Annotated in this window: 27 protein-coding genes; 13 read left to right on the top strand and 14 right to left on the bottom strand. The window is 73.0% G+C overall.

Going from position 1 to position 22,981, the window contains the following annotated elements; all coding sequences use genetic code 11:
* Positions 1-10: 10 nt before the first annotated feature.
* Together ACPYO4_RS00510 and ACPYO4_RS00505 are read right to left on the bottom strand one after the other, a co-directional pair.
* A complete protein-coding gene (locus ACPYO4_RS00510; protein WP_425707245.1) occupies positions 11-1,153 on the bottom strand; it encodes a winged helix DNA-binding domain-containing protein in 1,143 nt (380 codons plus the stop codon).
* A 61-nt stretch (positions 1,154-1,214) separates the two neighbouring features.
* Positions 1,215-2,012 carry a TetR/AcrR family transcriptional regulator gene (locus ACPYO4_RS00505; protein WP_425707244.1) on the bottom strand — a complete coding sequence of 266 codons (798 nt, stop codon included), beginning with the start codon at positions 2,010-2,012 and terminating at the stop codon, positions 1,215-1,217.
* Between the two features lie 94 nt (positions 2,013-2,106).
* Here ACPYO4_RS00505 and ACPYO4_RS00500 point away from each other — a divergent pair, with 94 nt between their 5' ends.
* Positions 2,107-3,075 (top strand): ABC transporter ATP-binding protein, encoded by a 969-nt coding sequence (locus ACPYO4_RS00500; RefSeq protein WP_425707243.1) that lies wholly within the window; start codon positions 2,107-2,109, stop codon positions 3,073-3,075.
* Complete coding sequence (locus ACPYO4_RS00495) at positions 3,068-3,865, top strand: ABC transporter permease (protein WP_425707242.1); 798 nt, start codon at positions 3,068-3,070, stop codon at positions 3,863-3,865. Before ACPYO4_RS00500 ends, ACPYO4_RS00495 begins: the two co-directional genes overlap by 8 nt.
* A 6-nt stretch (positions 3,866-3,871) precedes the next feature.
* Here ACPYO4_RS00495 and ACPYO4_RS00490 read toward each other — a convergent pair whose 3' ends face one another.
* Positions 3,872-4,267, bottom strand: coding sequence for a (R)-mandelonitrile lyase (locus ACPYO4_RS00490; RefSeq protein ID WP_425707241.1), 396 nt, complete (start codon positions 4,265-4,267; stop codon positions 3,872-3,874).
* A 204-nt stretch (positions 4,268-4,471) separates the two neighbouring features.
* On the opposite strand from ACPYO4_RS00490, the gene ACPYO4_RS00485 reads away from it, so the two are divergent.
* On the top strand, positions 4,472-4,894 hold the full coding sequence (locus ACPYO4_RS00485) for a VOC family protein (RefSeq protein WP_425707240.1): 423 nt from the start codon (positions 4,472-4,474) through the stop codon (positions 4,892-4,894).
* A 24-nt stretch (positions 4,895-4,918) separates the two neighbouring features.
* Here ACPYO4_RS00485 and ACPYO4_RS00480 read toward each other — a convergent pair whose 3' ends face one another.
* The 4 genes from ACPYO4_RS00480 to ACPYO4_RS00465 form a co-directional block, all read right to left on the bottom strand.
* Positions 4,919-5,713, bottom strand: a complete 795-nt coding sequence (locus ACPYO4_RS00480) for a hypothetical protein (protein ID WP_425707239.1) — start codon at positions 5,711-5,713, stop codon at positions 4,919-4,921.
* Positions 5,714-5,759: 46 nt separating this feature from the next.
* Positions 5,760-6,077, bottom strand: a complete 318-nt coding sequence (locus ACPYO4_RS00475; RefSeq protein WP_425707238.1) for a hypothetical protein — start codon at positions 6,075-6,077, stop codon at positions 5,760-5,762.
* Complete coding sequence (locus ACPYO4_RS00470; protein ID WP_425707237.1) at positions 6,074-6,754, bottom strand: hypothetical protein; 681 nt, start codon at positions 6,752-6,754, stop codon at positions 6,074-6,076. Before ACPYO4_RS00470 ends, ACPYO4_RS00475 begins: the two co-directional genes overlap by 4 nt.
* A gap of 232 nt (positions 6,755-6,986) precedes the next feature.
* A complete protein-coding gene (locus ACPYO4_RS00465; protein WP_425707236.1) occupies positions 6,987-7,379 on the bottom strand; it encodes a cupin domain-containing protein in 393 nt (130 codons plus the stop codon).
* A gap of 38 nt (positions 7,380-7,417) precedes the next feature.
* Between ACPYO4_RS00465 and fdxA the strand changes: the two genes are divergently transcribed.
* The 3 genes from fdxA (at position 7,418) to ACPYO4_RS00450 (ending at position 8,871) form a co-directional block, all read left to right on the top strand.
* Positions 7,418-7,774 (top strand): ferredoxin, encoded by a 357-nt coding sequence (fdxA, locus tag ACPYO4_RS00460; protein ID WP_425707235.1) that lies wholly within the window; start codon positions 7,418-7,420, stop codon positions 7,772-7,774.
* Positions 7,775-7,868: 94 nt separating this feature from the next.
* Positions 7,869-8,204: a cupin domain-containing protein gene (locus tag ACPYO4_RS00455; RefSeq protein ID WP_425707234.1), complete on the top strand. Its 336-nt coding sequence runs from the start codon at positions 7,869-7,871 to the stop codon at positions 8,202-8,204.
* A 115-nt stretch (positions 8,205-8,319) separates the two neighbouring features.
* The gene (locus ACPYO4_RS00450) at positions 8,320-8,871 is read left to right on the top strand and encodes a hypothetical protein (RefSeq protein WP_425707233.1); all 552 of its coding nucleotides are present in this window, start codon (positions 8,320-8,322) and stop codon (positions 8,869-8,871) included.
* 20 nt (positions 8,872-8,891) lie between these two features.
* On the opposite strand, the gene ACPYO4_RS00445 is transcribed toward ACPYO4_RS00450, so the two are convergent.
* Positions 8,892-9,917 carry an LLM class flavin-dependent oxidoreductase gene (locus ACPYO4_RS00445; RefSeq protein ID WP_425707232.1) on the bottom strand — a complete coding sequence of 342 codons (1,026 nt, stop codon included), beginning with the start codon at positions 9,915-9,917 and terminating at the stop codon, positions 8,892-8,894.
* 112 nt (positions 9,918-10,029) lie between these two features.
* Between ACPYO4_RS00445 and ACPYO4_RS00440 the strand changes: the two genes are divergently transcribed.
* The gene (locus tag ACPYO4_RS00440) at positions 10,030-10,653 is read left to right on the top strand and encodes an NADPH-dependent F420 reductase (protein WP_425707231.1); all 624 of its coding nucleotides are present in this window, start codon (positions 10,030-10,032) and stop codon (positions 10,651-10,653) included.
* A 146-nt stretch (positions 10,654-10,799) separates the two neighbouring features.
* On the opposite strand, the gene ACPYO4_RS00435 is transcribed toward ACPYO4_RS00440, so the two are convergent.
* Positions 10,800-11,648, bottom strand: coding sequence for a hypothetical protein (locus ACPYO4_RS00435; protein WP_425707230.1), 849 nt, complete (start codon positions 11,646-11,648; stop codon positions 10,800-10,802).
* Positions 11,649-11,959: 311 nt separating this feature from the next.
* Between ACPYO4_RS00435 and ACPYO4_RS00430 the strand changes: the two genes are divergently transcribed.
* Together ACPYO4_RS00430 and ACPYO4_RS00425 are read left to right on the top strand one after the other, a co-directional pair.
* Positions 11,960-12,481, top strand: coding sequence for a peptidylprolyl isomerase (locus tag ACPYO4_RS00430; protein ID WP_425707229.1), 522 nt, complete (start codon positions 11,960-11,962; stop codon positions 12,479-12,481).
* Positions 12,478-13,449 carry a rhomboid family intramembrane serine protease gene (locus ACPYO4_RS00425; RefSeq protein WP_425707228.1) on the top strand — a complete coding sequence of 324 codons (972 nt, stop codon included), beginning with the start codon at positions 12,478-12,480 and terminating at the stop codon, positions 13,447-13,449. The genes ACPYO4_RS00430 and ACPYO4_RS00425 overlap by 4 nt, the downstream gene beginning before the upstream one ends.
* A 375-nt stretch (positions 13,450-13,824) precedes the next feature.
* On the opposite strand, the gene ACPYO4_RS00420 is transcribed toward ACPYO4_RS00425, so the two are convergent.
* Positions 13,825-14,100, bottom strand: coding sequence for a cell division protein CrgA (locus tag ACPYO4_RS00420; RefSeq protein WP_425707227.1), 276 nt, complete (start codon positions 14,098-14,100; stop codon positions 13,825-13,827).
* A gap of 120 nt (positions 14,101-14,220) precedes the next feature.
* Between ACPYO4_RS00420 and ACPYO4_RS00415 the strand changes: the two genes are divergently transcribed.
* From ACPYO4_RS00415 to ACPYO4_RS00400, 4 genes are read left to right on the top strand one after another with little or no spacing between them, the layout of a single operon-like run.
* Complete coding sequence (locus ACPYO4_RS00415; protein WP_425707226.1) at positions 14,221-14,961, top strand: DUF881 domain-containing protein; 741 nt, start codon at positions 14,221-14,223, stop codon at positions 14,959-14,961.
* Entirely contained in the window at positions 14,958-15,752 is a 795-nt protein-coding gene (locus ACPYO4_RS00410; protein WP_425707225.1) for a class E sortase, read from the top strand. Before ACPYO4_RS00415 ends, ACPYO4_RS00410 begins: the two co-directional genes overlap by 4 nt.
* Positions 15,752-15,907 (top strand): hypothetical protein, encoded by a 156-nt coding sequence (locus ACPYO4_RS00405; protein ID WP_425707224.1) that lies wholly within the window; start codon positions 15,752-15,754, stop codon positions 15,905-15,907. Before ACPYO4_RS00410 ends, ACPYO4_RS00405 begins: the two co-directional genes overlap by 1 nt.
* A gap of 3 nt (positions 15,908-15,910) precedes the next feature.
* A complete protein-coding gene (locus ACPYO4_RS00400; RefSeq protein WP_425707223.1) occupies positions 15,911-16,531 on the top strand; it encodes an anthranilate synthase component II in 621 nt (206 codons plus the stop codon).
* A gap of 100 nt (positions 16,532-16,631) precedes the next feature.
* Here ACPYO4_RS00400 and pknB read toward each other — a convergent pair whose 3' ends face one another.
* From pknB to ACPYO4_RS00380, 4 genes are read right to left on the bottom strand one after another with little or no spacing between them, the layout of a single operon-like run.
* A complete protein-coding gene (gene pknB / locus ACPYO4_RS00395; RefSeq protein ID WP_425707222.1) occupies positions 16,632-18,662 on the bottom strand; it encodes a Stk1 family PASTA domain-containing Ser/Thr kinase in 2,031 nt (676 codons plus the stop codon).
* Positions 18,655-19,695 (bottom strand): serine/threonine-protein kinase, encoded by a 1,041-nt coding sequence (locus tag ACPYO4_RS00390; protein WP_425707221.1) that lies wholly within the window; start codon positions 19,693-19,695, stop codon positions 18,655-18,657. Before ACPYO4_RS00390 ends, pknB begins: the two co-directional genes overlap by 8 nt.
* Positions 19,692-21,146, bottom strand: coding sequence for a peptidoglycan D,D-transpeptidase FtsI family protein (locus ACPYO4_RS00385; protein WP_425707220.1), 1,455 nt, complete (start codon positions 21,144-21,146; stop codon positions 19,692-19,694). The genes ACPYO4_RS00390 and ACPYO4_RS00385 overlap by 4 nt, the downstream gene beginning before the upstream one ends.
* Positions 21,143-22,981 carry an FtsW/RodA/SpoVE family cell cycle protein gene (locus ACPYO4_RS00380; RefSeq protein ID WP_425707219.1) on the bottom strand — a complete coding sequence of 613 codons (1,839 nt, stop codon included), beginning with the start codon at positions 22,979-22,981 and terminating at the stop codon, positions 21,143-21,145. The genes ACPYO4_RS00385 and ACPYO4_RS00380 overlap by 4 nt, the downstream gene beginning before the upstream one ends.

Here is a 22,981-nt window from a genome sequence, read left to right as displayed (position 1 = left end):
GGCGCTGCGGTTACCGGTGGGGCCAGGCGGAGAGCGCAGCGTCGACGGACTTCCTCGTGCGCGCCGGGACGCGCTCGACCAGCTCCACGACCGGCGCGGCGGGGCGCGACCCGCGCGACGCAGGGATCCGCCACGTGCCCACGACCACGCCGTCGACGAGGATCGTGGGTCGGAAGACCCCGTTGCGGCCGGGGACCACGGCGTCGAGCATGGCCGGGCTCGCGACGAGCGAGCGGTCCTGGTATCCCAGCAGCCACTCGTCGAACGCGGGGACGAGCGTGACGTCTCCGGTGGGGCCCGTCGGCCGGGCGGTCCGAGCGTCGCCGTCGCGGTCGCCGTCGAGCATCTCGGCCAGGACCCAGGCCGTCGCGCCCGCGACGTCGACCTCGACGAGATCGTCCACCAGCGTGGCTGCCCGCAGGACGTGGGTCTTGGGGAGCTTCGTCCACCAGGCGAGGTCGGCCGCGGTGACGGGTCCGCGGGCCGCCACGTAGCCGCGCAGGATCCGGGCGAGCGTTCGGTCGGGATCGGCGCGGTCGGCGGGCCCGTCGAGCGCGGACGAAGACGTGACCGCACTCCCGGTGGAGGGAGCGGTGGAGGAGTGCGTGAACAGCTGCTCCGCACCGTCGTCCGTGAACGCGCCCCAGTGCGCGTGTCCGTCGATCGCGAGGTGGGCGATGAGGTGGTACCCGCGTCCCGACTCGGTGGCGATCCCCGCGGCGTTCCACATCTCGAGGACCTCCGCGCGGGTGTGCGGACGTTCCGCCAGGGCGTCGAGGAGGACCTCCCGCGCCGCGCTCATCACGTGCGCGTCGAGGCCGAGCGCCTCCCGGCGGGGACCGTCCGCCCGCTGGATCCGTTCGGCCGTGAGCGACAGGAGGGTGGCCAGGTGCTCCGGCGTCGTCGCGAAGAGCGTCCCGCGCATGGGCCAGGAGCGGACGATCGCACCCGCGTCGAACGCGGCCCGCACGTCGTCGAGCGTGGTGCCCGGACGGGACCGGATCGCGATCGCCCGGAGCACGGCGGGCAGGTCCTGACCCTGCAGGGCGACGGCCCGGTCGACGACCTCGGTGGGGCTCAGCGTGGAGCCCCCCAGCAGGTGGGCGTCGAACCGGATCCGGCGAGCTCGGTCCCGGGCGACGCGTGTCGTCATGGCGCGCACGCTACCGCCCGGTGCCGACCCGGGCGGCTCCGGCCGGTGTCGGCCGGCGCTCTCACGCGTCGTCCCGGCCCGAGCCTCCCGGGTCGTCGTCCCCTTCCCGGTGCGCACGCTGCCGCTCCTCGGCCTCCCGCACCTCGGCGATGAGGCGGCTGACGACGGCGACGTCGTGCGAGCGCGGCGGCTGCACGCGGGCGGTTCCGTCGGAGGTCCCCGATCCCCACGGATCCATCAGCCGGGACAGTCCCTCGCGCAGGACCGCGGGATCGATGCTGATACCACCGAGATCGAGGACCGCCGCGCCCTGGTCGAGCGCCGTGAGCAGCGTGGCGACCTCCTCGGTGGTGAGCTCCTCCTGCGGCGGGCGCCGGTCGGCGACGTACCGATCGAAGATGGTCACCATGAGGTCCAGCCGCTCGGAGATGGCCCCTCGCATCGCGGGGTCGCGGGCCGTCGCGCCGATGAACTCCAGGGTGGCCAGCCCGAACGCCCGCACCGCCTCGGCCGCCGCCGGCTCGTCCGGTCGGCGCCGGCCTGCCGGGTCCGCGGGAGAGGGCGGGTCCTCGAGGCCGTGCCGGCCGGGGTGCTCGAGCGGGTCCCACGCGGCCTCGTCGGCGAAGGCGATGTTGTGGTCCATGACCGCGAGGAACAGCTCGGCCTTGCCGGCGAAGTTCGAGTAGACCGCGCCCTTGGAGTAGCCGGCGTCGGCGGCGATCTTGTCCAGGCTCGCCCCGTGGTAACCGTCCTCGGTGAAGTTCGCGAGCGCCGAGAGGACCAGGTTGTGCCGCGTGGCCTCCTGCTGCGCCGCGCGCGTCCTGCGTCCCGCGGAGCCCGCCGCTTCCTCGCTCGTCATGCGCCCAACCTAATTGACGTACCGACGGTACGTAGATACCGTAAGTATCGCAATACTGACGGTATGTGAATGTGTTCGACCCATGGAGGAAGCCATGAGCGACGCCGTGCTCGAGCTCGACAACCTCACGAGGCGATTCGGGAAGGTGGTGGCGAACGACGCCGTCAGCCTGCGCGTCCGTCCCGGCGAGGTCGTCGGCCTCCTCGGCCACAACGGTGCGGGCAAGACGACCCTCGTCTCCCAGGTGGTCGGGCTCCTGCGGCCCGACGCAGGAACGATCCGCGTGGCGGGCGTCGACGCCGTCGCGCAACCCGCGACGGCCCGCCGCGCCGTCGCGCTCCAGGGCCAGGGTCAGGCGCCGCTCGACGGCCTGAGCCCGCGCTCCGCCATCGAGATCGCCGGACGCCTGCGGGGGATGGCGCCGCGGGAGGCGCGGGCCGCGGCCGACGCCCTCGCCGACGAGCTCGACCTCCACGAGTGGTACACCCGGCGCACCGCGACCGACGGCACCGGGCTGTCCGGAGGCGTGCGTCGACTGACGGCCTTCGCGATGGCCGCCGTCGCGCCGGTCCCGCTGCTCATCCTCGACGAGCCCACCAACGACGTCGACGCCTCCCGCCGTCGACGTCTCTGGGAGACGGTCCGGCGGTTCGGCGACCAGGGGGTCGGCGTCCTGCTCGTCACCCACAACGTGGTCGAGGCCGAGCGGGTGGTCGACGAGCTCGTCGTGCTCGACCGCGGGCGCGTGGTCGGGAGCGGGACGCCGGCACGGATCCGCGGGAGCGAGGACTCCAGCCTGCGTCTCGAGCTCGCGCTCGTCCCGGGCGGTGCGGACCCGACAGGATCCGCTCCCGCGATCCCCTACACGCGGCGGGTCCTCGTCGGACGTCGGCTCCTGCTGACGATCCGGGCGAGCGACGCCGAGCGTGCGGTGGCCTGGGCGACCGGGCTGCGCGACGAGGACCGGATCGACGGCTACTCGCTCGCACCGGTCACGCTCGAGGACGCCTACCTCGCCCTCACGTCCGACGCCGCGACCACCACGGAGGACCACCATGTCTGACACCGCCCTCACCGAGCGTCCCGCCGGCAGGCCTGCCGAGATCCCGCCGCGCACCGGCAGCTGGACCGTCCTCACCACCCTGCTGCGCTGGACCTTGGCACAGATGGGGCCGATGCTGCCGCTCATCGTCGTCGTCCAGGCGCTCCTCGCGGCCGGCATCATCATCGGGTTCGGTCTGCTGATCCCCGACGTCGACGGCGGTGCCGCGGCGTTCCTCTCGACCGGGGCACCGACCGTCCTGCTGCTGACCGTCGGGCTCGTCATCGTGCCGCAGGGCGTGGCGCAGGCGAAGTCGAACGGCACATTCACCTACCAGCGGGCGCTGCCGGTGCCACGCGTGCTCGTCCTCCTGGCCGACCTGGTCGTGTGGCTGCTCGTGGCGCTGCCGGGCGTCGCCGTCGCCGTCGTCGTCGCGCAGCTGCGCTTCGACCTCGACTACTCGATCGCCTGGCCCGTGCTGGTCCTGGCCTCGATGCTCACCGCGCTGACGGCGACGGCCGTGGGATACGCGGTCGCCGTGGTGCTCCCACCGATGCTCGCCCAGGTGATCAGCCAGGTGCTCGTGTTCTTCGTCCTGCTCTTCTCACCGATCACGTTCCCCGCGGAGCGCCTGCCCGGGTGGTTCCAGGACGTGCACGCCGTGCTCCCGGTCCAGCCGGCCGGGGACCTCGTCCGGGCCGGCCTGCTCTCCGAGTCCTACGACGCGAGCGGCCGCGACCTCCTGGTGCTGCTCGTGTGGTGCGTGGTCGGGCTGGCGGTCACCGTCCGGGCGCTGGTCCGACGCGACTGACCCGGCTCAGTGCTGGTTGTAGTCCGTGTCGGCCACGAGCGCGCCCCACATGGTCTCCGCCCCCTCCTCGGGTCCGTCGGTGACGGCGATGTGGCTCATGAACGTGTGCCGGCCGGCGCCGTGCCAGTGCCACAGCCCGCCGTGGAACCGGACCACGTCGCCCTCGCGGAACACCTGGACCTGGCCCTGGGCCACCTGGACGAGACACAGGCCCTCGGTGATGTAGATCGTCTGCCCCACCGGGTGCATGTGCCACGCGGTGCGTGCGCCGGGCGCGAACCGCACGACGGCGGAGTGCACCTTCGACGGCGTGTCACCGGTGGTGATGGGGGTCAGCCACACGTCGCCGGTGAAGCGGTCCTCGGGCCCGCGGACCGCCGCGGCGTTCGAGCGGATGTCCATGGTCGTGCCCTCTCGTCGGCTCCCCGGGGCCGCCGGTGCGCCCCACCGTCAGGACCAGGCTAGCGAGGTGCTGCTCGTCGCGGGAGGGGTGTCATCGACGGGTGGAGGAGCGACGCGCCCAGGGGGTGGCGCCCCCAGGCCCGGAGCCGCCACACTTCCCCCGGCGGCGTCCGCCGTCAGCGGCCCGATCGACGGAGATCACCCATGGTCACGAGCATCGCCACCTACATCGCGTTCCGGGGACAGACCCGCGAGGCGTTCGAGCACTACCGCGACCTGTTCGGCGGTGAGCTCGAGATCATCACCTACGGGGACATGCCGATGCCGGGCATGGACATGCCCCCCGACGCCGTCGCGCACGCCGTCCTCACCACGGACGCGGGCGTCCTGGCGGGCTCGGACGCCGTCGACGACGACGAGTACCCGATCCGGGGCTCCGCCTACTCGTTCCTCCTGACGTTCGCCACGGTCGAGGAGGCGCAGCGCGTGGGTGCGGCGATGCTCGAGGCCGGCGGGGAGGTCCAGATGCCCTTCGAGCTCGCCCCGTGGGGCGACCACTACGGGCAGATGTTCGACCGGTTCGGCGTGATGTGGGCGCTCAACGTGCCGGGGGAGCCGACACCGTAGGAGCGCGTCCCGGGCGCGCGGAGGCTACTGGTATCCGTCGGTCCCGATCACCTGCGGCCACTCACCGTTCTTGAGGGGCTCGGACGGGGTGATGGTGTGCGTGTCGACGTCCTCAAGATCCTGCTTGGCACCTGCGCCGAGGGACTCCGCCGTCCGGACGATCTCGATCGCGGTGGGAACCGCACTGAGGATGCCCGCCGCGGACATGACGAATCCGCCGAGCGCAGCCACGAGCCCGATGATCGAGGCGGCCAGGCTCAGTCCACCGGTCGGGGCCGCCGCGACGACTCCGACGATGGCGCCCGCCACGCCGATGAGGGCAACGACCACGCCACCGGCGGTCAGTCCGAGCGAGATGACGAGGGTGAGAATCTGCAGGTGGAGGTCGTCGATGTCCTCCGCGATCGCGTCGAGGACCTCCTGGATCTTGTGGCCGGTGTCCTTGAGCGTGGTCCCGACAGCGTTCCGATTGGTCTCGGTCGCGGCACGGTAGGGGATCCCGCCCTCTCCCCAGGACAGTGTGGTCGGAAGCGAGTCGGCCTCGAGGACGTCCGAGTTCGTCCCCATGTCTGTGCCCCACTGCTGCCAGTCGGTGGCAAGGTCGCGGATCGCGTCAGGATCGCCGAGCATCTCCATGAGCTCCTCGATCTTCCGGAAGAGCTCTTCGATCTGTTCCTTCGTCGGTGCGATTGGCCGCTCCGGGTACGGGCGGTACTCGAAGGGGCACGAGTCGATGGTCGGCTGGCAGCGGTCGCGGGCCTCCCTGAGCGTCTCGCTCGCACTCGTCCAGGCTGCCCTGACCTCAGCTGCTGTTGTCATATGTGTCCTGGTCCTCTCGCAGATCGTCGTCGGTGGTCGTCGGCCGTCACACGTCGACGTCGACGTGCTCGAACTGGATGTGCATCTCCCGGTCCGTCTCGTCGTACATGTCGGCGGCGTCGTCGAGCGTGTCGGCCATCTCCGTGAACGACTTCTTGCCCTCGGCGGTCAGGTCCTTGACGCGCTGTCGCAGCGTCTCGTAGGCGGCCGGCACGCCGGCACGGACGCCGATCTCCGTGAAGGCCGAGTCCGGGATCGTGAATCCGTCGACCTCGGAGGCGGTGGTGCCGAACGGGTCGTCGGCGAACCCTCGCCAGATCTTGGCGTCCTTCCGGAGGTCGTCGGTGTTGACCATGACGTTCATGAGGGGTCCTTCCCGTCGTCGGCGGTGGTCCGGCCGAGGTCGGCGGACCGTTCCTGGTTCTGCGAGAGCTCGAGCAGGCGGTGGGTCGCCGGGAACTCGGCCGCGAGGTGCTGCATCTCGGCCTCCTGCGCGGCCCGGGCCGTCTCGATGAGGCCGTACAGCGCCCGTGCGCACCATGTGGCGTCCCGCCCCTCGCCCCAGCGGTCGTGCACGTGGACGGCCAGCGGCAGACCGTCCCGGGTCTCCACGGTCAGTCGACCGTCCGTGGTGGTGTGGCTGCGGACCTCCGTCTTCAGCTGGGTGAGTCGTTCGGCATAGCCGGCCCTCTCCGCGGCCGACTCCCGTAGCGTCCTCAGCGCCTCGTGCCGTTCGTCCTCGCTCATCGGGGTCAGGCTCGTGCCCGAGCGTGCGCCGGCGAGGTTCTCCTCGAAAGCGTCGAACATCTGGGACGACCGGGCGAGCACCACGTCGGTCAGCTCCGTCATCGCTGCGCCGTACGCCTCGACGAACGAGTGCTCGAGCCCTGCAGGACCGATGTCGACGCGCCAGTTGCGGTCCAGCTCGAGACCGACGATGTGGCCGCCGTCGGCGACCGTCACCGCGACGTACTGGTCATGGTCCGTGCCGGTGATGGGATCGATGTCGGCGTCGATGCCGACCGAGGATCCGAGTGTCATGGAAGTACCTTGCTGCTCGTCGACCCGGACGCGGTGTGCGTCCGATGAGCGGGGCGTCGTCAGCCTCGCCGTACCGCGTACGAGGCTAGGGCGCCTGCGGCCGGCACGAGACGGTGACGGTGGGGAGTACGCCCCTCGCGGACCGGCCCGTTCTCGTGCGAGTGCACCTGAGGCAGACCGTCCTGTTCCGAGCGCAGCCGTGCCGCCGGCCTCCCCGGCTCCTGCCGGGTCCTCAGCTCCGCGTCGGGCCGAGCCCGAGCGGCGGCTTGCGGTCGTGGACGGTGAGGTAACGGAGGCCTCCCTCGCCGGCCACCACTCCACGCTCGGTGCCGCGGGGGAGGTGCACGACGTCGCCGGGCCCGATCCTGAGCCCGTCGCCGTCGCCGTCGCCGTCGGTGAGCAGCCTGCCGGCACCGGCGACGACGTGCCACAGCACGTCGAGCGCCGGACCGGCGTGCCGGTCGATCCGACCGCCCGGCGGCAGCTGGACGACGTTCGCGTCGAGCCCCCGCTCGTCGCCCGTCAGGTGCCAGAGCGCCCCGGTGGCCCCCGGGTCACCGACCTCGGGGCCGAGCGCTGACGTCGACGCGACGATCCGTGGACGTTCCGATCCGCCTGTCGACATGCCTCGAGAGTATCCGTCGGCCTCACTAGGGTCGTCGGATGACGTACGTGATCGCCCAGCCGTGCATCGACGTGCTCGACCGCGGGTGCGTCGACGAGTGCCCGGTGGACTGCATCTACGAGGGCGACCGGATGCTCTACATCCACCCCGAGGAGTGCATCGACTGCGGCGCGTGCGAGCCGGTCTGCCCGGTCATGGCCATCTACTACGAGGACGACCTGCCCCGGTCCCTGCAACCCTTTCTCGTGGAGAACGCCGGCTTCTTCGACGACACGCTGCCCGGCCGCGACGAGCCGATCGGCGCGCCCGGCGGGGCCCAGTGGGTCGGCAGGCTGGGCGTCGACACCGAGCTCGTGGCGAGCGCCCCGCCCGGCGCCGGACGCAGGGGTCTGTGACAACCCCGCCGGAGTCCACCACCACCACAGCTCCCCGACGCCGGGGGCGCCCACAGGTCCCCGACGTCGGGGACACCGACACCAGGGAGACGAGATGGACCGCATCGACCTCGACGCACTGATCGACGAGCAGCTGGAGCTCGCCCGCGAGGCACGGGCGCGCCGCTCGTCGACCGCCGTCGTCGGGGACCGGACCTCCCGGCTGCGTCAGCACCTCATGGTCCTCCTCGAGGGCACGGAGCTCCAGGAGCACGACAGTCCGGGGGAGGCGACCCTCCACGTGCTGCGCGGACGCGTGGTGCTCCATGCCGGGCAGGACGAGGTTGAGCTGGCGGCCGGCGCTATGGCCGAGATCCCACCGGTCCGGCACGGCGTGCGGGCGCTCGAGGACTCCGCCTGCCTGCTGACGGTCGCTCGCGAACGGGACTGACCGGCGAGGTCCGCCATCGGGCAATGCCCGGGACCAGCAGCGGCCGGTGGGTACCTCGGCCCGTGCAGGGACCGGTGCTGCCGCTTACGGTGGGACCCACCGGAGGTGATCGACGATGAGGACGAACCACAGAGTGCTCGCCGTGGCGGCGGCCGCGCTCCTGACGCTCGGTGCGTGCAGTGACGGCGGGAGCGAGGACACGGACGAGCCGACGACCCAGGCACCGGCGCCAGAACAGCCGTCGGACGAGACCGAGAGCGACGAGACCCCGGGTGACGAGGCACCGACCGGCGAGGCACCGACGGACAACGATGCGGACGAGACGCCGTCGGACAGCGTCGACCCGGGCGGATCGGGTGACGCCGGAGGTTCGGACGGCTCGGCCCAGGATCCCGACGTCGAGGCCGCGATCGAGGACCTCGCGACCGACACCGACAGCGAGCCCGCCGACATCGAGGTGATCTCGTTCGAGGAGGTCACCTGGTCGGACGGCTCGATCGGCTGCCCGACCCCGGGTCAGGCCTACACGCAGGCACTCGTCGAGGGGCGGTTGCTGATCCTGGGTGTCGGCGGCGAGGAGCACCACTTCCACGGCCAGGGTGACGGCCCGCTCTCCTACTGCGCGGACCCGATCGACCCGGCCGAGACCGGCGCCGCCGTCCAGTAGCGAGGGCCCGCCGTCCGGGCTCAGGCGAGCATGTCGCGCACCATGGGCGCGACCTTCGTGCCGTACAGCTCGATGCTCGCCATGATCTTCTCGTGGGGCAGCCGGCCGGTGCTCACCTTGAGGTCGAACCGGTCCGCACCCAGGGCACGCACGCCCTCGGCGATCTTGCGGGCCACGGTCTCCGGCGAGCCGACCGCCATCGCGCCGTGCTCGGCCTCGTGCTCGAACGACGCGCGCGAGGGCGGGCTCCAGCCCCGCTCGCGACCGATGCGCGCGACCTGCTCGACGTAGTGCGGGTAGATCTCCTCGCGGGCCTGCTCGTCCGTCTCGGCGACGTGCCCGTAGGAGTGGTAGCCGACCGGCTGCGGACCGCGGCCGAGCTGGTCGAGCGCGCGCCGGTAGAGGTCGGCGAACGGCGCGAAGCGGGGGACCGGCCCGCCGATGATCGCCAGCATGAGCGGCAGGTCGTGCTGCGCCGCGCGGACCACCGACTGCGGGCTCCCGCCGACCGCCACCCACGCCCGCAGCATCCCGTTCTCCACGGGCGGGTAGACGGTGACCTGGTCGAGGTTCTGGACGTGGGTCCCGCGCCAGGTCACGGGCTGCGAGGTCCGCAGCCGCGAGAAGACCTCGAGCTTCTCCTCGAACAGGGCCTCGTAGTCCTCGAGCCTGAACCCGAACAGCGGGAAGGACTCGGTGAAGGACCCTCGACCGAGGACGACCTCCGCCCGTCCGGAGCTGAGCGCGTCGAGGGTGGCGAACCGTTCGTGCACGCGCACCGGGTCGTCCGAGCTGAGCACCGTCACGGCGGACGCCAGCTGGATGCGCGTCGTGCGGGCGGCGATCGCGGCGAGCACCATCTCGGGCGACGACACGGCGAAGTCATCGCGATGGTGCTCACCGATGCCGATGGCGTCCAGCCCGACCTCGTCGGCGAGCACACCCTCCTCGACGACGTTGCGGACGGTCTGCGCGTGGCTCAGCAGCGTCCCGTCCTCGCGGGAGGTCACGTCGCCGAAGGTGTCGATGCCGAGCTCGATGGTCATGACCCGCGCAACCCGGCCCGGACGCCGACTATTCCGCACCCTGGTGCCGCTCGGCGGGCCCCGGCGGCACAGCGTGCGGAATAGCGCGCGGGCCGCGGGACGTTCCCGCAGCATGACTGAGACCATCGGCATCGTCGGAGCGGGCCGGCTCGGCACGGCGATCGGCCGGCTGCTCGCGGACGCGGGCTATCACCTGCTCGTCACCGACCGGCCCGACGCCCCGCACGTGGCGCTCGTCGTCGGCAGCGTCCTGCCGGAGGCGGAGCTCGTCGAGCTCGAGGAGGTGGCGCGCCGGGCCGACGTCGTCGTGCTCGCGCTACCGATGGCGTCGGCGCGCGACCTGGATGTCGAGGCGTTCCGCGGTGTGGTCGTGGACGCGACGAACTCCTGGTACGACACGGACGCGGCCACGGCGCACGAGGTCGACACGACCGCCGCGCTCGCCGCCGCGCACCCGGGGGCTCGGATCGTCAAGACCTTCAACCATGCGGCCTACGCGGACCTGCTGGCCGACGCCCGTCCGACCGGCGCGCCTGGTCGGCGGGCCTTCGCCGTCGCCGGGGACGACGCCGATGCCGTGCGGCGGGTCACGGACGTCGTCGACCGCGCGGGGTTCGACCCGCTGCCGATCGCCGCGGCCGACGCCCATCTGCTCGAGCCCTCCGGCCCGGTGTTCGGGCGACGCCTCGAGCGCGCAGACCTCAGGGACGTCATCGCAGGGGCACGCGCGGCCTGAGGCCTCGCCCGCCCGGGCGCCGAGGTCCTACCGGAGGACGGCCGACGGCCGACGACGGCTGCATGACCACGGTCGCGCGGCAGGCACGACGACGGGGGCCGACCGCACGGTCGGCCCCCGTCGTCGGTGGCGCGATGAGACCGGGATCAGGCCTGGGGCTTGCCCGCCTGCGGGTCTGCCGTGTCGTTGTAGACCGGGGTGTCCTCCGGGGAGACACCCGTGCCGGCGGCCTCGACCGGGACGTCGGCCGCGGCCGCGTCGTCCGGCGCTGCCGTGGCGTCGCTGACCTGGGCGTCGTCGCCGCTGCGGTCGGCGAGGTCGGCCGCCTTGTCCTTCACGGTGCCGGCCGCCGACGACGCGGCGTCCTTGGCCTTGCCCGCGAGGTCGGCCGCCTTGTCCTTGGCCGCGTTCGCCTTGTCGCCGAGCGAGCCCGAGGAGTCGGCCGGGCGCGACACCGTGGTGTCGTCCCAGTACTCCTCCGCCCACGGGTCGTCGACCGGCTGGGTGCGGCGCCACACGAGGTAGCCGGCGCCCGCGACGGCGGTGCCCACGAGCACCCAGCCGAGCGCCTTGCCTGCGCCGCCCTTCTTCTTGGCGGGCTTCTCGGTGAGCGAGGTGCGTGCCGCCTTCGTCGCGTCCTTCGCCCGGTCGGTGAGCGGTGCGTCCGACCTCGCCGCCTCGGCGGCGTCGTGCATGGCCTTCTGGACCCGCGGGACGTAGTCGTCCTTCACCTTGTCGCGGGCCGTGGCGTAGCCGGACTCGGCCTTGCTCCGGGCCTGCTCGAGCGAGGGACCCGCGGTGGTCCGTGCGTCGTCGAGGGCCTTCTGGACGCGCGGGGCCGCCCAGTCGACGCCGTCCTGCGCGAGCTCGGCCGCACGGGCGCCCTTGATCTTGGCCTGCTCGGAGAGCGCGGTGCCCAGGTCGGCGAGCCTCGCGCCGACATCGGCCTGCCCGTTCTCCGCCGTCGTGGACGTGCGCTTGTTCTTGCGCGACATGTGCGTTTCTCCATTCGTAGCGGTCGTGCGGTCGGGACCCGACCTGCTCGTCGTTCGCGGCGGGTGCCGTTCCGCCCCACCCCCCATAGTTCCGTATCAGGCCGTGGGCTGCCAGTAGAACGCCGGAGACGGGGGACGGACCCGGCCCGCATGGTGCGTCCCACCACGTGAGCGGCGGCGCACGGCGCGGGCCGGGGCCGTCCCACCACGTGAGCGGCGGCGCACGGCACGGGCCGGGCGTCCCACCAGGTGAACGGCGACCCGCCGGGACCGGGAGGTGCCGGGGGCCCCACGCGTGCGAAGATCGGGGTATGGACGCCATCCTGCACACCAACCACGGCGACGTGTCGATCCGGCTCTTCCCGAACCACGCGCCGAAGACGGTCAAGAACTTCGTCGAGCTCGCGCGCGGCACCAAGGAGTTCTCGGACCCCGAGACCGGCGAGAAGGTCACCCGTCCGTTCTACGACGGCCTGACGTTCCACCGGGTCATCCCGAACTTCATGATCCAGGGCGGTTGCCCCGAGGGCACCGGCAGCGGCGGCCCGGGCTACACGTTCGACGACGAGATCCACCCCGAGCTGGGCTTCACCGAGCCGTACGTGCTCGCGATGGCGAACGCCGGAAAGCGCGGCGGCCAGGGGACCAACGGGTCCCAGTTCTTCATCACCACCCAGCCCACCACCTGGCTCCAGGGCAAGCACACGATCTTCGGCACGGTGACCGACGAGGCCTCGCGCGGCGTCGTCGACGCGATCGGCGCGGTGCCCACCGGCGCGGCCGACCGTCCCGTCGAGCCCGTCGTCATCGAGTCCGTCGAGATCGTCGAGTGACCACCCCGCCCGGGCCCGAGGACATGCGCGACCCGCGCGTGCCGGACGGCCCGGGCGGGACCGGCGAACCCTCCGGGACCTCCCCGGGGCCCGCCGGGAACCCACCCGCCGGGGCCGGGAGCCCCGCCGGGCACGACCCCTACGGGGGCGGGAGCCCTCCCGGGGCCAGTGGCGGACAGCGCGGCGGCGAGTACGCGCCGGCGCCCCGCTACGGCGCGTACGTCGCGCCCGGGCAGCAGCCGCCGCCGCACCTCGTGCCCGGGCCGCCGCACCCGGACAACCGCCCGAGGCCCGGTGCCGCCCGCGGGGCCGGGCCCGTCGGGATACGCGTGCGCGCCGGATCCCCCTACCTGACCTTCGCGGTCATGGGCGTGCTCGGCGTCGTCTACCTCCTGCAGCGGGCGACGGGCCTCCAGGGCGACCTCATCTACTGGCCGGCGGTCACCGAGCACGAGCCGTGGCGGATGCTCACCACCGTCGTGCTGCACGGCGGGCTGGCCCACCTGATGTTCAACATGTACGCGCTGTGGATCGCCGGCCAGGCGCTCGAACCGGTCGTCGGCCGCTGGCGCCTGGCCGTGCTCATGGTGCTCACCGCGCTGGGCGGGTCCACCGCGGTGCTGCTTCTGTCCGGCGGTCCCGACTCCGCCGGCTGGGTCACCGGTGTGGTCGGCTTCTCCGGTGCCGTCATGGGTCTGTTCGGCGCCGTCCTCGCGATCCAGCGCAGCCTGGGTCAGCAGACGAACCAGCTGCTCGTGCTGCTCGTCATCAACCTCGCCATCGGCTTCGTCCCCGGCTGGAACATCTCCTGGGAGGCGCACCTGGGCGGCATGGTGGTCGGCATCGTGCTCGGCCTGGCCTGGTCCACGTGGCGCAGGCGGCCCGCGGCGGTTGCGATCGGTTCCTCGACAGGCGTCGCCGTCGCGCTCGTCGCGACGTGCGCGGTGTACCTGTCCGGCGCGGGCTGACCCCGGACCCTCTCGAGCCCGGGCCGACCGCGGACCCTCTCGAGCCCGGGCCGACCGCGGACCCTCTCGAGCCCGTGACCGACCGTGAAGGTCCACCGAGCCCGGGCCGGTCGCGAGGACCGTCCATCCGCGGGGCGATCGCGGCACACGTGGCGCAGCCGTGTCCACACCCATGCTCACAGCTGTGGAACTACACGGCTGTCATTCGTCCCCAGGTGTGGGGAAACCTGTGGGAATCACATGGCTGTGGTTCTCGTCGTCGTCCGCCCGCGAGGCCGGCGAACGACACCCGTGTCATTCCTCCCCACCTGTGGGTATCCCTGTGGAGAGACGGCGGCCCGGGCAGGTCGCCGTCGCGTGGTCGGGGACCGCCTCTCAGCGCCAGCGCAGCGTCATGAGGAACCCCAGCATCGCGATCCCGAAGCCGATCGCGAGGTTCCAGTTGCCGATCCCGGGCACCGGGTAGGCGGCGGAGGTCAGGTAGGTGACGAGCAGGACCACGAGGCCGAGGAGCATGAGCGTGACCATCGTCGGTGCCCACCACGTGGGGCTGGGCTCGGCGGCGGCCGCTGCGGCGAGCTCCTCCTCGTGCTCCTTGGTGCGGGTGACCGGGGTGCCGTCCTTGCGCTTGCGCCTCTTCGATACGGGCACGTCGTCCTCCAGGTGGTGGTCCGCCGTCGGGGCGGTGCGGAAAGTGGGTGCGCGCGCACGGGGCGCGACCTCGGCCTAGCGTAGTCTTCGAGCGCAGCGGCGATGTCGGGAGGTGGCGAGATGGCCGGGTTCCGGGTCCCGCCGGCCTCCCTGCGCGTGGCGGCGGTCGGGGTGCTCGCCGGGCTCGTCATCGCCGTCAACGCCCGCGACGCGGGGGACGACCCGGAGCGTGCCGCGACCGACCTCGTCTCGCTCGCCCGCGCGCAGACCTCACGCCTGGAGACCCTCGAGGACGAGAACTCCGAGCTCCGCGAGCAGATCGAGCCCTACCTCGAGCCGCACGAGGAGGATCCCGGAGCCGCCCCGGACGAGGTGCGCGTCGCGGCCGGTACCGCTGCCGTGAGCGGTCCCGGCATCGAGGTCGCGCTCGACGACGCCGACGTGCCCGACTCCGGCATGCCTGCGGACCGGGTCGCCGACGACTACGTGGTCCACCAGCAGGACGTGGAGGGCGTCATCAACGCACTGCGTGCGGGTGGCGCCGAGGCCCTGACCGTCCAGGGGCAGCGCGTCCTGCCCACGACGACCGTGCGGTGCGTCGGCAACGTGCTCTACGTCGGTGCGCGCGTCTACTCGCCGCCGTTCGTCGTCGGAGCCGTCGGGGATACCGACGAGCTGCTCGCCGCGCTGGAGAGCTCCGAGGCGGTCGACATCTACCGGCAGTGGGTCGACCTCATCGGCCTCGGCTATGCGGTCACGGTCCACGACCGGCTGGACGTCCCGCCGTCGTCGTCGGTGACGACGCGGTTCGCCGAGCCGATCGGGGCCGGCGGGCCCGAGGGCGACGAGGCGTCCTCGTGACGGCCCTGGCCGACGGCCGGCAGCACCCGACGCCCCCGGAGGACACCGAGGCGCGCTCGTCCCGTCGCCCGGGGCGCCGACGCTCACCCGTCTGGGGCGCCGTCGGCGTGATCGGCGAGCTGCTGCTCACGGCCGGCGTGCTCCTCGGCCTGTACGTCGTGTGGCAGCTGTGGTGGACCGACCTCGAGGGGCACGCACGCCAGGAGCAGTCCGTCGCTGCCATCGCCGACGCCATCGGGGAGGCCCCGACCGCGGTCGGGGCCCCGCGGACCGACGAGCCGCCCCCGTTCTCGCCCGCCGCGCTCACCCTGCCCGACGGGATGGAGGCGCTCGGGATCGTCCACGTGCCGTCGTGGGGGAGCGACCACGGCCTGCCCCTGATCGAGGGCGTCGGCATGGACGTGATGGACTTCGGCGCCCTCGGTCACTACCCGGGAACGGCCATGCCCGGGGAGGTGGGGAACTTCGCGGCCGCCGGGCACCGGCAGACCCACGGCTCGCCGCTCGGGCGGGTCGCCGACCTCGACGCGGGCGACCCGATCGTCGTCGAGACGGCGGACACCTACTACGTCTACCGCGTGACGGGCTCCGAGATCGTGCGCCCCTGGGACGTCGAGGTCGTCGCGCCCGTGCCGGGGGACCCCGGTGCCGAGCCCACCGAGCGCCTGATGACCCTGACGACCTGCCACCCGTTCAACTACTCCACCCACCGGTGGATCACCTACACCGAGCTCGACCACTGGGTCGACCGCGCCGACGGGCTGCCCGCCGAGCTCCTCGAGGAGGACTGATGTACTCGGCGTTGTTCCGTGCCCTGCCCGGCCCACGGTGGTTCCGGGCGGTGCTCATGACGGCCCTGCTCCTCCTCGCCGTGGTCGCCCTCTTCCTGTGGGTCTTCCCGTGGGTAGAGTCGCAGCTCCCCAGCGCCGACCTGACAGTGGAGTGACACGTGGCCCGCATCCTCGTCGTGGACAACTACGACAGCTTCGTGCACACGATCGTCGGGTACCTCCAGCACCTCGGTGCCCGGACCGCCGTGCGGCGCAACGACGACGCCGAGCTCGACGTCGCGGGGTACGACGGCGTCCTCGTCTCGCCCGGGCCCGGCGTCCCGAAGGAGGCCGGCCGCTCCGGCGAGATCGTCGAGGACTGTGCTCGCACGGGCGTGCCGATGCTCGGGGTCTGCCTCGGGCACCAGGTCCTCGCCGAGCTCTACGGCGGGGTCGTCATGCACGCGCCGGAGCTCATGCACGGCCGCACCTCCGAGGTCGAGCACGACGGCACCGGGGTCCACGCCGGGCTCGCCAGCCCGTTCACCGCGGCGAGGTACCACTCGTTGGCGGTCGTGCCGGAGTCGGTGCCGGACGAGCTGGTCGTCACGGCGCGCACGCCCGGCGGCGTGGTGATGGGGCTCGCCCACCGGGAGCTGCCGCTGCACGGCGTGCAGTACCACCCCGAGTCGGTGATGACCCGAGGCGGCCACCGCCTGCTGGCCAACTGGCTCGAGCTCGCCGGCCAGACCGGCGCGGTCGCCGCGGCCGAGGGGCTCGCCCCGCTCGTCCGGGCCTGACGACGGCGGGCCGCGCGGGCGCGGCCCGCGGCCTCCGGGTATCGACCGCACACTCGGCGGCCCCCACCCGCGCGCTCTGCGCGAGCGGGGAGGCTGCGGGTCAGTCCCCGTCGGTGGGGGGCTCCGGCGGCGGCTCGGTGGTCGTGGGTTCCTCGGTCTCCTCGGGCCCGCGGGAGATCGTCACGTCGACCCGCGTGTCCTGGGGGATCAGCCCACTGTGCGACTGCGTGATGACGTCGCCCTCCGGCACGTCGTCCGAGAACTCCTCCGTGAAGTTCGAGCTCAGTTCGAGGGAGTCGAGGATCGACTCGGCCTCCTCGCGCGGCAGGCCGGTGAGGTCCTGCAGATCGACGTTGCCGGATGCGAGGAACAGCGTCACCTCGGTGTCGCGCGGCACCGAGGTGCCGGTCGCGGGGTCGGTCCGCAGGGCCTGGTCGGCGCCCGCCCCGGGCTCGTCGACCGTGTTGGTGTTGCCCACGCTGAGACCGGCGTCCTGGAGGATCTGCCGGGCCTCCTCCTGGCTGCGGCCGGCGACGTCGGGAACGAGGACGTCGCCGGGCCCGGCGGACAGGATGATCTCGACGGAGCTGCCGCGCGGGGCGGACTCACCCGGTGCGGGGGTCGAGCGGAGGAACAGGTCCTCCTCGATCGTGTCGTCGTTCTCGGGCTCACCGAACGTCGCCTCGAGCTCGACCTCCTCGAGCTCGTCGACGATCTCGGCCCGGTCCATTCCCTCGAGGTCCGGGACGGTCACCTCGGCGGGCCCGGAGGACAGGACGACGTCGACGGAGCTCCCCGTCTCCACGGACGTGCCGGGCTCCGGCGTCGAGCTGAGGAACAGGCCCTCCTCGACGTCGTCCGAGCTCTCGGGGTCGAGGAAGTTGGGGACGAGCTCGGCCTCGTCGAGCTCGGCCGTGATGGCCGCCTCGTCGAGCCCCTCGAGCTCGGGCACGTCGACCGTCGTCACTGCCGGGGTGGTCTCCTCGTCGCCGCGACCGTCGCCGGTGACGAGCAGGTAGGTGACGACGCCGCCGACGACGAGCAGGGCGGCGAGCAGGATCCACAGCCAGGCCCACGACCGCTTCGGCTCGTCCTCGACGGGCTGGGGTGTACGGCGGTAGGGCTCGGGGTCGCCGGCGCCGGGAGCGGCGGCCGGGACCGACGCCTTGGGGACGACCCGGGTGGCGGAGCCCGCGGCGGCGGCCGCCGCGGCGCCCGCTCCGGCAGCCGCCCACGCGGTGGTCGGCGGCGCGCTGACCTCGCTGCCGCGGGAGGCGGCGAGCAGGTCGCTGCGGAAGTGGGCGGCGTCGGCGTAGCGCTCGTCGCGGTTCTTGGCGAGCGACTGCATGACGACGCGGTCGAGGTTCTCGGGGATGTCGGAGGCGATCGAGGACGGCGTCGGCGGGGTCTCGCGGACGTGCTGGTAGGCCACCGCCACGGCGGAGTCGCCGGAGAACGGGGGACGGCCCGTGAGGAGCTCGAACAGCAGACAGCCCGTGGAGTAGAGGTCCGACCGGGTGTCGACGACCTCGCCGCGCGCCTGCTCGGGGGAGAGGTACTGGGCGGTGCCGACCACGGAGTGCGGCTGGGTCATCGTCGCAGAGTTGTCCGACAGCGCGCGGGCGATGCCGAAGTCCATCACCTTCACGTCACCGGTCGGCGTGATCATGATGTTGCCGGGCTTGATGTCGCGGTGGACGATGCCCTCGCGGTGGCTGTACTCGAGCGCGTTGAGCACGCCGACGACGATGTCGACGGCCTCGCTGATCGGCACCGGGTCGCCGTCGCCGAGCAGGTCGCGCACCGTGTGGCCCTCGACGTACTCCATGACGATGAACGGGATGCGACGCTCGCCGGGCGTGCCGGCCGCCTCGACGTGCTCGCCCGTGTCGTAGACGGAGACGATCGCCGGGTGATTGAGACCGGCTGAGGACTGGGCCTCCCGCCGGAACCTGGTGAGGAACGAGGGGTCGCGCGCGAGGTCGGCGCGCAGCATCTTGACCGCCACCGTGCGCGAGAGCCGGGTGTCCCGCCCGACGTGCACCTCGGCCATCCCGCCGCGTCCGATGAGGCCGCCGAGCTCGTACCGATCCGCCAGGACGAGGGGTTCGTCGGTCACGTCGTCACTCACGTCCGTCCTCCTTCGCGGTCTCCGCCCGGTCTCCCGCGGCGGGCGCGGTGCCGTCCACTCTACCGACGGGATCGCCGCCGGGCCGTCGTGGTCTGCGGATACTTTCCAGCGCGTCGCGCAACCGGTCCGCCGCGGCCGAGGCCGACGCCGGTCGGCCGGCCGGGTCCTTGGCCAGCAGGTCGCGCACGACGGCGGCCAGCTCGGGCGGTGCCCCGGACACCTCCGGCACGGGGTCGTTGACGTGGGCCAGCAGAACGTCGAGCGGCCGCGCCCCGCCGAACGGCCGTTCGCCGGTCAGCGCCTCGACGGCGATGACACCGACCGCGTACAGGTCGGCCGCCGGCCCCGCCGTGGCGCCGCGGGCCAGCTCGGGCGCCAGGTACTCGGGGGTCCCCATGACCATCCCGGCGGACGTCATCGTCTCCTGGCCCACGGCCCGGGAGATGCCGAAGTCGGTGATCTTCACGGTGCCGCGCGCGGAGACGAGCACGTTGGCGGGCTTGACGTCCCGGTGCACGACGCCGGCGGCGTGGGCGGCCTGCAGCCCGTCGAGGACCTGGACGAGGATCCGGATCAGCGTCGTCGGCGGGAGGGTGCCCTCTCGGGTGAGGAGGTCGGCGAGGTCGTCGCCGACGACGAGCTCGTGCGTGAGGTACGCGCCGCCGTCGTCGGCGCGGCCGTGGTCCAGCAGCGCGGCGATGTTGACGTGCCGCAGCCGCGCCGTGTTCTGGGACTCCTTGCGGAAGCGCTCGAGGAAGTGCGGCTGCGCGGCGAGGTCCGGGTGCAGGCACTTGATGGCGACCTGCCGTCCGAGCCGCTGGTCACGGGCCACCCACACCTCGCCCGAGCCGCCGGTGTTGAGGTGCACGGTCAGCTCGTACCGGCCGACGACGAGGTCGCCCGCAGCCAGGCGCCCGGCCGGCTCCTCCGGCGGGGTGCCGGGCGGCCGGGACGCCTGCGCGCCCGGCAGCGCGCCCGTGCGGGCGACGTCGTCGGGCCCGGGCGAGGGCGGGTGCCCGCGGGGGGTGGTCATGGCAGCGCCGCCTCCATCACGGACGCCGCGATCGGTGCGGCCAGCTGGGCCCCGCCGACGCCCCAGCCGACGTTCCCGCCGTTCTCGACGATGACGGCCACCGCGACCTGCGGGTCGTCCGCCGGCGCGAAGCCGGTGTACCAGGCGTGGGGCGGGGTGTTCGCGTCGATCTCGGCGGAGCCGGTCTTGCCGGCCACGCTCACCCCCGGGATCGCGCCCGGGGTGTCGTAGCCCTGCTCGACGACGTCGATCATCATCGACGTCATCTCCTCGGCCGTGCGGGAGGAGATCGGCTCGGAGAAGACCTCCGGGTCGTGGGTGCCGACCTCCTCGAGGTCCGCGGTGAGGGTGCGCTCGACCAGGTACGGGGTCATGAGGACGCCGTCGTTGGCGATCGCGGACGCCACCATCGCCATCTGGAGCGGGTGCGTGCGCACCGAGAACTGTCCGATCGCCGACTGGGCGAGCTCGGGCGGGGTCGCGTCCGCGGGGAAGCGCGACGGCGTGACCGGCAGCGGGACCTCGAGCGCGCGGCCGAAGCCGAACTCCTCGGCCTGCTCGTTGATCTCGTCGGTGCCGAGGTCGACCGCGCCGATCGCGAACGGGGTGTTGCAGCTCTCGATGAGCGCCTGGCGCAGGGTGGCGCTGCCCGAGCCGTCGCCGCACGCGCGCTCGCCGGGGTTGTGCATGAACGTCTGCGTCTGCGGCAGCTGGTACTCGGTGGGGGCCTCGACGACCGAGTCCGCCGTCAGGCCGTTCTCCACCATGGCGGCCGCGGTGACGAGCTTGAAGGTCGAGCCGGGTGCGTACTGGTCGCCCCCGATCGCGCGGTTGAGCAGCGGGCGGTCGGGGTCGTTCGACAGCTCGTCGTAGGCGCTGGTGGCCTCCTCGCGCACGTGGGACGCGAGGGGGTTCGGGTCGAAGGACGGCGAGGAGTACATGGCGAGGATCGCGCCGGTGCGTGGGTCGATCGCGACGACGGCGCCGCGCTGGTCCCCGAGCCCCTCGATCGCGGCTGCCTGGACCGCGGGATCGATCGTCAGGTCGAGGGCCCCGCCGCGCGGCTGGTTACCGGTGATCAGGGCCTGGAGCCGGGCGACGAGCAGGCCGGGGTCGTTGCCGTTGAGGACCTCGTTGCCCGACCGCTCCAGCCCCGTCATCGACGAGTGCACCACCGAGAAGTACCCGGTCAGGTGGGCGTACGCCGGCCCCTGCTGGTAGCGGCGCAGGTAGTTGTAGGCGTCGTCGACGGGTTCCGACGTGACGATGGGCGTGCCCTCGACGACGATCGGCCCGCGGTCCTGGCCGAACTCCCGGTAGAAGGTGCGCACGTTGCGGCCGTCCGCGTTGAGGTCGCCCGCCTGGGCGAACTGGACGGTGGTCGCCGAGACCATGAGCGCGAGGAACATCAGCGCGATCACCACGGTGAGGCGTCGGATCTGGGGGTTCATCGCCTGCCCTCCTGCTCGCCGCGGCCGGGTCGGTCGTCGTGCGCGTCGTGCGCGCCGTACCCGTCGTGCTCCTCGTCGGGGAGCAGGGTGGCACCGGGGTCCGCGTCCGTGGCCGCCGTGGCGTCCCGGGCGGCCGTGGCCGCCGTCGGGCGCTGCTCGCCGGGCACGGGCCGGTAGCCCGAGCGCGGGGCGTCGCCCAGGGTCTTTCCGTCCTCCTCGTCCCACGCGTCACCCGTGGCGGTCCAGCCGGACGGCGCGTCCGCGTCGCGGTGCCGGTCCGGGGCCGGCGACCGTCCGTGGGCCCCCGGGGCGGCGTCGGGCACCGGCGTGCCGCCCACGCTCGTCGGCGCGTCGTCGGTGGGGCGGCCGGCACCCGCCCCTGCGTGGTCCGCGGCACCGCCCCTCGAGGCGGTCGCACCCGAGGCGCCGACGACTGCGGGCGCGCGGGCCACGTCGGGGGAAGGTGCGGTGGTGCCGGTGCCGAGCGCCGCCACGGACGACGGGTCGACGACGGGCGCGGGCCGCCGTCCGGCGTCGGAGACGCGCAGCAGGAGCGCGACGATCACCCAGTTCGCCACGAGGGAGGACCCGCCGAGGGCGAGGAACGGGGTGGTCAGGCCGGTGAGCGGGATGAGCCGGGTCACGCCGCCGACGACGACGAACACCTGAAGCGCCATCGTGAACGCGAGACCGGCCGCGAGGAGCTTGCCGAACCCGTCGCGCACGGCGATCGACGCGCGCATGCCGCGCTGCACGACGACGAGGTAGACGAGCAGGATGGCGACGAGCCCGGTGAGGCCGAGCTCCTCGCCGAGCGAGGCCATGATGAAGTCGGACTCGGCGTAGGGCACGAGCTGCGGGTAGCCCAGTCCCCAGCCCGAGCCCATGAGCCCGCCCGACGCGAGACCGAAGAGGCCTTGGACGAGCTGGCCGGAGCCGCCCGGGTTCCGGGAGTACACCTCCGGGTCCAGGGCGTGGAGCCAGACGTCCACGCGCGCCCCGACGTGCGGGAAGAGCGAGGCGGCCAGCACCGCCCCGCCGATCGCGAGCAGCGCGCCGAGGATCACCCAGCTGATGCGCTCCGTCGCCAGGTACATGAGCGCCACGAACATCCCGAAGAACAGCACCGCGGTGCCGAGGTCGCGCTGCAGGACGAGGACGGCCATCCCGACGCCCCAGGCGATGAGGATCGGGCCGAGGTCCCGGGCCCTGGGCAGGTGCATGCCGAGGAACCTCGGGCCCGCGAACGCGAGGTTGTCCCGGTTCGCCACGAGGTAGCCGGCGAAGAACACGGCCAGCGCGATCTTGGCGACCTCGGCGGGCTGGAAGCTCAGGGGCCCCACGCCGATCCAGATGCGCGCGCCGTTGATCGTGCGGCCGAGACCGGGCACGAGCGGCAGGAGGAGCAGGACGATGCCGACGACCATCGAGGTGTAGGTCATGCCGCGCAGCCCGCGGTGGTCGCGGACGAGGAGCAGCACCGCGAGGGCCAGTGCGACGCCGATGGCGGTCCACATGAGCTGCCGGTCGACCGACGCCGTCCCGTCGGCGATGTCGATGCGGTGGATCATCGTCAGGCCGATGCCGTTGAGGAGGATGACCGACGGCAGGATCACGGGGTCGGCGTACGGTGCACGCCACCGGACGACGAGGTGGGCGACGAGCGCCATGCCCGCGAAGGCTCCACCCCGCTGGAGGAGGTCGGTCGGGAGCGCCTCGGTCGTGTTGAGGGCGACCTGGACGTAGCCGAACAGGACGATCGCGACGGCCAGCGCCAGCAGCCCGAGCTCCGGCCACCGGCCCGACCGGGCGGACTGCTGACGGACGACCGCCAT

Origin of the sequence: Georgenia sp. Z1491 (genome assembly GCF_049856175.1) — a bacterium.
Classification (GTDB): Bacteria; Actinomycetota; Actinomycetes; order Actinomycetales; family Actinomycetaceae; genus JB111.
Note: the sequence above shows the minus strand (reverse complement) of the source record. Positions and strands in the feature narration are given on the sequence as shown.